This is a genomic window from Bacteroidota bacterium, assembly GCA_034439655.1.
GTDB lineage: Bacteria > Bacteroidota > Bacteroidia > UKL13-3 > UKL13-3 > CANJUD01.
In genome coordinates this window covers 1-8,161 of the sequence record JAWXAU010000137.1, presented here as the reverse complement: position 1 = coordinate 8,161, position 8,161 = coordinate 1, and the positions used below count along the sequence as shown (strand labels likewise).

Here is an 8,161-nt window from a genome sequence, read left to right as displayed (position 1 = left end):
GGGACTAATCCCCCCGCATCCCGATAATTATCGGGATTAAGCGGGGCTTTCGGGATGTAGTTCGGCATTACCATTCTACAAACCTAAAATAGTCCAAAGGCTATTTTAGTTTAAGAATTGGTACTAGCAAGAAAACAATTTATGATTAGTTAAGTTCTATACTTTATTAATGTGGCCTTTAATAAGAAATTCTTATTATTTAAAATTTAGCTAGAAAGAAGTCAATTTAAGTTTTATACTAATAATCAAAATAATTTTCTATTTTCATTTTAGTAGAATCACTTCCTGTGGTAAATAGCTTTTGTGCTATTGCTAAACTGGGAGCTTGTAAAGTGGAACCGCTTCGTATTGATATCACTACATTTTTACCATTTGTTACTTGACTACTGTTATCAAAAGTAGCTGCATTGCTATCACAATTAGCCACAAAAATTGCAGAAAATGTATTTTGAATAGACCATTGGTCGAACTTTATTCCATTGTAGGCAACTTCTAAATCGATATGTGTAAAATTATTACTTTGGCAATTCAGTAAATTAAGTGCATAAGATTTATCATATATTTCATTTTTATTTGGAATAATTGTATTGCTGAAAGCTCCGCTAATTGTACAAAATGTAGCGGTTTGCAAAATTACACCACTGCCAGTAGCACTTACGCCCACCAAATGCAAACGCGATTCAAGTGGCCAACATATATTAATAGCACTAGAACGCGAGGCCGTGGTTTTATAATTTTTAGGTACAAATCCATTATTTGCAGTGATATCAAAATCGCAACCGTTCAAGGGGAACTCATAACCATTACCCCATTGAACTAATGCTGTATCTACATTTCCATAAAATTGTAGTCCAGTATATTTCCAATAAAATGCATGTTCACCTTTCCAGTTAAAAAGTATTCCTGGTTTTCCGCCCGTTAACAGCGATCCACCATTTACATATATATTAGCCATGTGACCTTGAAATTCAATTCCACTTCCTGAAAAAGAAGATTTCCAATATGCATTTGAAAGATTAGGCAAGAGCTTTCCAAAATCAATATAGAGTGCACCCGTTGTAAAATAATAACCTGGTTTGAAATATACTATTCGCTTGGTAGGGGTTAAATTTTTTATTGCTTCTTTTATTCCTGCTGAACTGTCGGATGAACGCCATGGATTGGTTATGGTTCCATCACCTGTACAATACTTATGTACGAAAACACACCCCAACAAATCGCCTACAACGTCAGTATTATCAGGCAGTTTTACTGTACCTCCATTTTTACTTAATGCAATAGTATCATTTGAAATTGAAATAGTTTGAATTTCATTCATACTATCATCATCTACTAGTTTTATGCTATTACCATTTGAAATCGCAACCGTATTTCCAACTTTTTGTAATGATTGCGAATCGGTATTATCTTTATATATTTTTAGATCAACAGCATTTCCATTATTACTTAAAAGTAAACTATCATTTACTATACTTAATTTTTGAGGAGTATTAATGTTTGCAGCATACAGTGCAAATGGAACACTCATTAATTGCAAGTTTCCTCCCAATATATAATTTATTCCACCCGTAGGATCTATTAATATTTTAATCCATTTATCGCCACTTGACCAATCAATAGAATCAAATTTTCCGATAAGTGTGTTCCCTTTACCTATTACAATTGTATAAAGTCCCATCAAATTGGTGGATACTGAATGTGTTTCTGTATACCAATTAATATTAATGGCATTGCTATCGAAAACAGAAATTTTAATTCCGAGTTGTTGATTGGCAATTGCTACTCCTGTTGCATTACGGGCCACACCTTGATAATTTATTCCTTTAGGTACTTGTGAATTTGCCGACACAAAACATAAAAAGACAAAACATATAATAGTAATATTTTTTTTCATAATCTATTTTTTGCTATTAGAAATTAAGTTTACAAATTTTTAAAGTAGCTATTGGCATATTAAAATTATCAAATAAGCGTAAATAATATAAACCAGCTGATAGCCATGATAAATTTATATTATTTTCTATTATATAATCGGAAATAATTAACATTCCCGACATATCAAATATTTGAACCAATCCGAGTTTATTATTTGATTGAAAATATATTTTGTCAACAAAGGGATTTGGATAACAACTTAAAAATACACCCTCAGTTGCTTTTGTTATGGCACTTGCTTGTGGCTGTAAAGGTTGCAAAAAACCCTGAGTTAATATATTGCTTTTATTACTAAATGTTTCAATAAGGGGCTCTCCTATGGATACTTCAAATAAATAGTTTATATCAAAAAAATAGTTTCCAGAAGTATTAATAACCTGTGGCGAATTTTGAGAATAGGAAGATAAACTTATAAAAAATATAATGATTAAAAAGACTGCCATTTTCATTTTACCTATTAATTATATATTAAAAATCTAAACTATTATTATTACCTTGTTGGGCAGGTTTGCGTTTGAAGATAGATGCATCCATTTTGCCGAAACGAATCATAATTGTTAATTTTATATATCGTGTTTCGCGGCGGCGGGAACTGGTTTGGTAGAATTCGCCAGGTACATCAAGCAAGGAACCGAAGCGTTTGGTATTGAACATATCGCTTAGAGTGAGATTGATATTGATAAACTTTTTTACTTCTTTCACCAACGATGCATCCATAAAATATACAGCATTGGCAGTACCCTGCGGAATAGTTTTAGGCGATTCATAACTACCGGTTACTTGCAATGATAAATCTTTGGGGAACTTATATAATAAATTGGTTTTGCCTGTCCAGTTGAAGCCTTTGTTGCTCATGGGCGTATTTCCAAAATCGGAATTGATAACTGTATAGAAAAAATTGACATTGGTAGTAAAATCCAACTTTTTGAAAAATGTATATTTAAAAGTATTATCAAGGCCATATACTTGTTGACTTTTACCATTGATGGTAGTGGAAACAAGCTTAGAAGTATCGTCGAGCGAACGATAGCTATACTTGGTGAGCGGTTGTTCTATTCCTTTAAAATATAAAGAACTCAACAAATTTCCCTTCTTCCATATTTTTTGATAGTTTAATTCTGCGAGATTAATAAACTCAGGGGCCAAACGTGGATTACCAATTGTATAGTTTTTATTATCGGCAAACATAATAAAAGGCATCATTTGCATAAAGCCTGGACGGTTTACTTTGCGTGAATAATTCAATTGCACTTCTTGCTGCTTATCATATTTCCTACTAAAATATACTGCAGGAAATAATGATTTCCATATATTTTTTCCCGTACCTGGATAGTTATACGAAAACTTTTCTAATGAATCATTCCTTGGATCACCCACAAATGATGATTGCTCAAATCTAAGCCCAGCTTGGTATCCAACTTTTTTATATTTACTTATATAATTAAAATATGCAGCATTAATCATTTCGGTGAAAGAATAATTACTACTTAAAAATGGGTTTTCTTTTTCGCTATTTGAGATAGAATCCCAATTGGTAGCATTGAGCAAGGTAGAAGTATATTTATAATATGCCCTCACCCCTGTTTCTATTTTGGTGTTTTCCTTTTTCAAAGGTTTTATGTAATCCAACTGAGCTACCATTTGGTCGGCATTATTTTCACCTTTATTATATTGCCGTATTTGATGTCCCACTACTGTTCCATTGTATAAATAGTTATCGGTAGTAAATGCCACATTAGTAGCTGAACGCATCCAGTTATAACTCACATCGGCAGTAAGTTCTTTGCCTGGCTTGGGGTAAGTGCGTTTCCATGTAATCTGTTCGGTATGATTAGAAAAACGGTTATGCGTTTCGTTAGTGCGGTTCCCGTAACTGTTTACCACATCGTTTTTATCAAGGTTTTTAAAATTTTGCTTATCTATAATATCAAATTTACCTGCAACGGAGGTATGTGCTATTGTTATAGTGTTTCGGTTATTTATATAATAGTCGAATCCTAAACGTCCCATTTGAAATTGATTTTCTGGAGTGGTTACATTATCTTGGTTATAATAGTCGGCTACCGAACCTGATTGCATATTGGTACGTTTGGTAAAACCTTTTGCTTGGAAATTTTTGCTATGGTTCAAACTATAAGTAAAACCTATATTGAATTTCTTTTCTTTCATATTTAGTGATACCAAAGTATTATAACGATTGCCTGTGCCCCCTCCCACTGCTACTATTCCATTATAACCAGGTTTCGTATTTTTTTTCATTACCAGATTTAAAATTCCACCCGAGGTCCCTGCATCAAATTTGGCTGAAGGGTTGGTAATAATTTCCACCCGTTCTATTTGGTCGGCGGGAATTTGATCGATGGTGAGTGTAGCAGGCCTGCCGTCAATATATATTTGTGTGGCGGCATTACGCAGCTTGGCATTTCCATCGGCATCAATAGTTACACTAGGCACATTTTTAAGCACATCTGCAGCGGTACCACCTTGGCTTATCTGGTTTTTGTCTACATTGAAAATCTTTCGGTCAATACCCATTTGTACGGCATTTTTTTTGCCCTGAATATTTGCTTCATTTAATTGCGTTGCATCTACTGCAATGTTGATGTTACCCAAATCCTGTTCTACATTTTGCATACTCAAACTCACTTCTTGTTGGTGTTTGGTATATCCTATCATGGTTACCCGTAGCGTAAATTTACCAAAAGGAAGGTTATCCAAACTGAAGTCACCATTGCCCTTGCTAAGAACGCCAGCAATTGCCGAATCTTTGCCCACAAAATATAAAGCTACCGAGGCATAAGCCATTGGTTTCTTGGTGTCGCTATTAATGATTGTGCCGTAAAAGCGACCTATATCGGGCATTTTAAACTTTGTAATTCCCTGCTGGGCTTGGGTTATAAAGGGGAACAACAGAAGGGCTATATATAATATTCTTTGAGTCATAGATAAATCTAAGTTCTATTAAAGCTGCAAATTTAATGGTTAATTGTTAATGATACACGCTGCGGCGGGATAAATGAGCTAACGCATGTATTAACGTCTGATCCCATAGTCTACATCCCATTCTGCAGCCACCGCATCAAAAACTTATCATATACTGCAAAATAGGGTTCTTTAATTGAATTATCCTTATATATCATTTCTTTATCCAACAGCGATTCAAGGCTTCGTTTTACAATAGCAGAAGAACCAAGGTGGTACTCCCCAATAAAATGTTTTGAATAGGGTTGCACTACTTTCTCTTCTTTGGCCAATGCTTTTAAGAGTTGCCACTGGGTGGGAGTTAAAAGGTTTCTATATTGAAAAAATGTTCCCTCTTTCTCTAGAAGCAATTTGCGAATAGCTTGTTGCAAAGTAGTGGCAGTAATATTCTTTTGTTGATTGGCAAACAGCTCATGGCAAAGGCTTTGGGTATAATAGGTATGTGTATTTGTATAATCCAATATAGTTTCTACTTCAGCATCGGCAATTTTATATTTGAATTTTTTGAAGGTATTTTGAATAAAATCTTTATATAATGTTTTATCTATTTTTTGTAGATTAATGGTGTTACAACTTCCGTAAAACGGGCGTTTGGCACTGTTAAAAATATGTTGCATCATGGCTTGGTTACTTCCACAAAAAACAAAAGTTACATTCTTTAATTGTTGCATGGTAGCACGCAATATGGCTTCCACATTTTTTTCGGGATAGCTCAGAATTTGTTGAAATTCATCGATGGCTATTACTGTTTTTACAGGTTGCTGGTCCAGAAAAAGAAGCAGTTGCGGAATTGTTTTTTCGTATTGCTTGGTATGTGTAATGTCAAGACTGAGTGAAGGCTCGCCAGACATTGCATCAATACTAAGTACTGGCCTTAACAATTTTATGGCGTCCCAGAATTTTTTACCGATTCCCTTTTTTTCAGGAAAAACATTATAGATACTATTGGCCAATTGGTTGGTGAGGTCTTTTAAATTTTGAGTGGCATAGATATCTAAATAAATGCATTTCCTGTTTCTACGTTTGGACAAAAAATGGAATACATGCTGAATAAGGGCTGTTTTACCAAGACGGCGTAATGCAAAAAATGCCGTGTGGCTGTGGTTGTTTATGTTGGCGATAAGGGTTTTTGTTTCTTGCTCCCTATCGCAGAAATACTCAGGGCCTTGGTAATTGCTAATACCAAACGGATTTACAATCTCTTTCATCCCACAAAAGTAATTAACAAATTGCGTTATACAAAATGTATAATGCAATTTGTATAATTTTTATATTTGATTTTAGTTTTTGGAGTAGGCAATTATACTATATATGGAAATATGGAAGGGGTTTCATTTATTAATGATAGTACTATTGTTACCTGTAGTGATAAGGCTTCTGGGAGCCAACCCCGTTATCAAACTTATAAAGATCAGTCTGTTCAGATATTCAGATTACGTTAACACAATATCATATTTTCTAGATATTGTGTTTTCATTGGTTAAATAAAGTCTGCCTCCAAAGGGTGGACTTTATTTTTAGGTTAATTATTCACATTTGTTGGTTTCATAATTTAATAAGTTTAAGATAAACATGAAGTTAAATTGGAATTGGAAATTTGTATGTATGAACGACGATCTATTATTATTGGCATTATTAGTTACCACTGCACTCTGTATGGTAATAGGATTATTATATAATGCAAACAAAAATAAAAATAACAGTAAATTTTATTAAATATATGATTACAAAAAAACTAACAGCCGAAAACTTGGTGAACGAATTTCTTACAGTACTAAAGGGGATGGAACGAATTAAAACCCTTACTCAAAAGCAGTTTGCAATATACCAAGATTTAAGAACCAAATACATCAATGCCAAAATTATGATGGACAGCATGGAGACCCATACTGTATATAATACACCTGACAATGCTATTTATTTTAAAATAGGGAAAGAGCTAAGTATTAAAGTAATTGAGCAACTTAATAGATTGGCGTTAAGGCTTAATTAGGATTTTAAAAATTTCATTGCGAGCAGCTTCCGCGTGGCAATCTCGTTATAATGTTTTCGATACTCCAGTAGATTGCCACATCTCATCATATATAAAGGCACAAATTTTAGGAATATATTTATGATGAGACCCGCAATGACGGTAAAATATTATTAAAACGCAAACTGAAAACCTATCCGCAACTGGTCTTCACGAAATTTATTGTCGAACATGGTATTATCTTTATATAAACGATACCAATATTGAACTCGGAATGCGGTGTTTTCGTTATTAAAATAATAGTTATAGGCAAATGATAGATTGGCCATTCTATAATTGCTACTGCGTAAGTCATTGGGCATAAAATCGTCGTAACGAATCAAGAAAGCTGATTTAAGCTTTTTCGAATGATAACATATTTGACCTATCATACCACCGGCTCTGAAAAATGTAGTATTACGACCATATAATAAAAGTGTATCCACTGGTGAAATATCAATTTGATTCATCTCAAAAAGGAATGAAAAACCATTATACTGTCCTGCAATATCGAATCCATATACTTTACGTGTTCCTGCTAAATTTTTCATTCCAAAATCAGCCATGTCGATAGTAATTGATTCCGTTCGTTTCATATATCGCCCGTTTATGCCAATAGTACCCATGAATTTTTTCACATGTTTAAAATCCACCACATCCCTATAATGGTATTTACCGGGCCAGCTAAACTCTGCTCTTGCAACATATTCTGGTTTACCACCTCTATCAGCATCACCCCCTGTTATTGAAGTAAGTATATATTCTCCTTTCCGCCGTACACACCTGCCATTATGTTAATACGGTCATTCATAAGTTTCTTTTTTAGTGTAATACCTATATCGCGTCTACTATATATATAACCTCTTGCAAGTTCTGGTCTTTGCCAGAAAGGAAGGGTTTTAATTGGCATCAGTGAACTTCTTGAATATGGCATTTTTGTATATCCCACTGTAATATCTACTGGCCACTGTTTAAATATAAAATAGGCATCCATCAAGGGTGCACTTTCGCCAGGAATTTCTTGTGTGCCCAAACGGCTTAAATCCATTTGAAGTTTATACTCATAATCACTTCCCTTATGTCCATCAATTGCCAAACGGGCATTATTCAATGCAAACCTGCTTTTACTATACTTAGTGTCTGTGCGAAAACTCCTCTTTTTTTATTTTCAATTTTTGGAATCAGTACTGTATGCTCCCAATGTTATGAAAAATCCTATATGCTCCTGTTTTT

At 34.0% G+C, this 8,161-nt stretch carries 7 protein-coding genes and 1 pseudogene; 2 read left to right on the top strand and 6 right to left on the bottom strand.

The genetic code is table 11. The features are described 5' to 3' along the window. Positions 1-238: 238 nt before the first annotated feature. From SGJ10_09780 to SGJ10_09765, 4 genes are all read right to left on the bottom strand, one after another. Positions 239-1,894, bottom strand: a complete 1,656-nt coding sequence (locus SGJ10_09780) for a hypothetical protein (protein MDZ4758409.1) — start codon at positions 1,892-1,894, stop codon at positions 239-241. Between the two features lie 16 nt (positions 1,895-1,910). Beyond that, entirely contained in the window at positions 1,911-2,378 is a 468-nt protein-coding gene (locus SGJ10_09775; protein MDZ4758408.1) for a T9SS type A sorting domain-containing protein, read from the bottom strand. Between the two features lie 25 nt (positions 2,379-2,403). Further along, positions 2,404-4,878 carry an outer membrane beta-barrel protein gene (locus tag SGJ10_09770; protein ID MDZ4758407.1) on the bottom strand — a complete coding sequence of 825 codons (2,475 nt, stop codon included), beginning with the start codon at positions 4,876-4,878 and terminating at the stop codon, positions 2,404-2,406. Positions 4,879-4,988: 110 nt separating this feature from the next. Further along, complete coding sequence (locus tag SGJ10_09765; GenBank protein MDZ4758406.1) at positions 4,989-6,125, bottom strand: ATP-binding protein; 1,137 nt, start codon at positions 6,123-6,125, stop codon at positions 4,989-4,991. A gap of 66 nt (positions 6,126-6,191) precedes the next feature. Here SGJ10_09765 and SGJ10_09760 point away from each other — a divergent pair, with 66 nt between their 5' ends. Both SGJ10_09760 and SGJ10_09755 read left to right on the top strand, forming a co-directional pair. After that, positions 6,192-6,359 carry a hypothetical protein gene (locus SGJ10_09760; GenBank protein ID MDZ4758405.1) on the top strand — a complete coding sequence of 56 codons (168 nt, stop codon included), beginning with the start codon at positions 6,192-6,194 and terminating at the stop codon, positions 6,357-6,359. A gap of 278 nt (positions 6,360-6,637) precedes the next feature. Next, positions 6,638-6,910 (top strand): hypothetical protein, encoded by a 273-nt coding sequence (locus tag SGJ10_09755; protein MDZ4758404.1) that lies wholly within the window; start codon positions 6,638-6,640, stop codon positions 6,908-6,910. 152 nt (positions 6,911-7,062) lie between these two features. Here SGJ10_09755 and SGJ10_09750 read toward each other — a convergent pair whose 3' ends face one another. Next, positions 7,063-7,524 carry a porin gene (locus SGJ10_09750; GenBank protein MDZ4758403.1) on the bottom strand — a complete coding sequence of 154 codons (462 nt, stop codon included), beginning with the start codon at positions 7,522-7,524 and terminating at the stop codon, positions 7,063-7,065. Positions 7,525-7,670: 146 nt separating this feature from the next. Next, positions 7,671-8,054: pseudogene (locus tag SGJ10_09745) on the bottom strand (porin). Between the last annotated feature and the right edge of the window lie 107 nt (positions 8,055-8,161).

Excerpts from the sequence above, each read along its gene's own strand:
- SGJ10_09780 (MDZ4758409.1), bottom strand. The coding sequence starts at position 1,894 with ATGAAAAAAAATATTACTATTATATGTTTTGTCTTTTTATGTTTTGTG.
- SGJ10_09775 (MDZ4758408.1), bottom strand. The coding sequence starts at position 2,378 with ATGGCAGTCTTTTTAATCATTATATTTTTTATAAGTTTATCTTCCTAT.
- SGJ10_09770 (MDZ4758407.1), bottom strand. The coding sequence starts at position 4,878 with ATGACTCAAAGAATATTATATATAGCCCTTCTGTTGTTCCCCTTTATA.
- SGJ10_09765 (MDZ4758406.1), bottom strand. The coding sequence starts at position 6,125 with ATGAAAGAGATTGTAAATCCGTTTGGTATTAGCAATTACCAAGGCCCT.
- SGJ10_09755 (MDZ4758404.1), top strand. The coding sequence starts at position 6,638 with ATGATTACAAAAAAACTAACAGCCGAAAACTTGGTGAACGAATTTCTT.
- SGJ10_09750 (MDZ4758403.1), bottom strand. The coding sequence starts at position 7,524 with ATGAAACGAACGGAATCAATTACTATCGACATGGCTGATTTTGGAATG.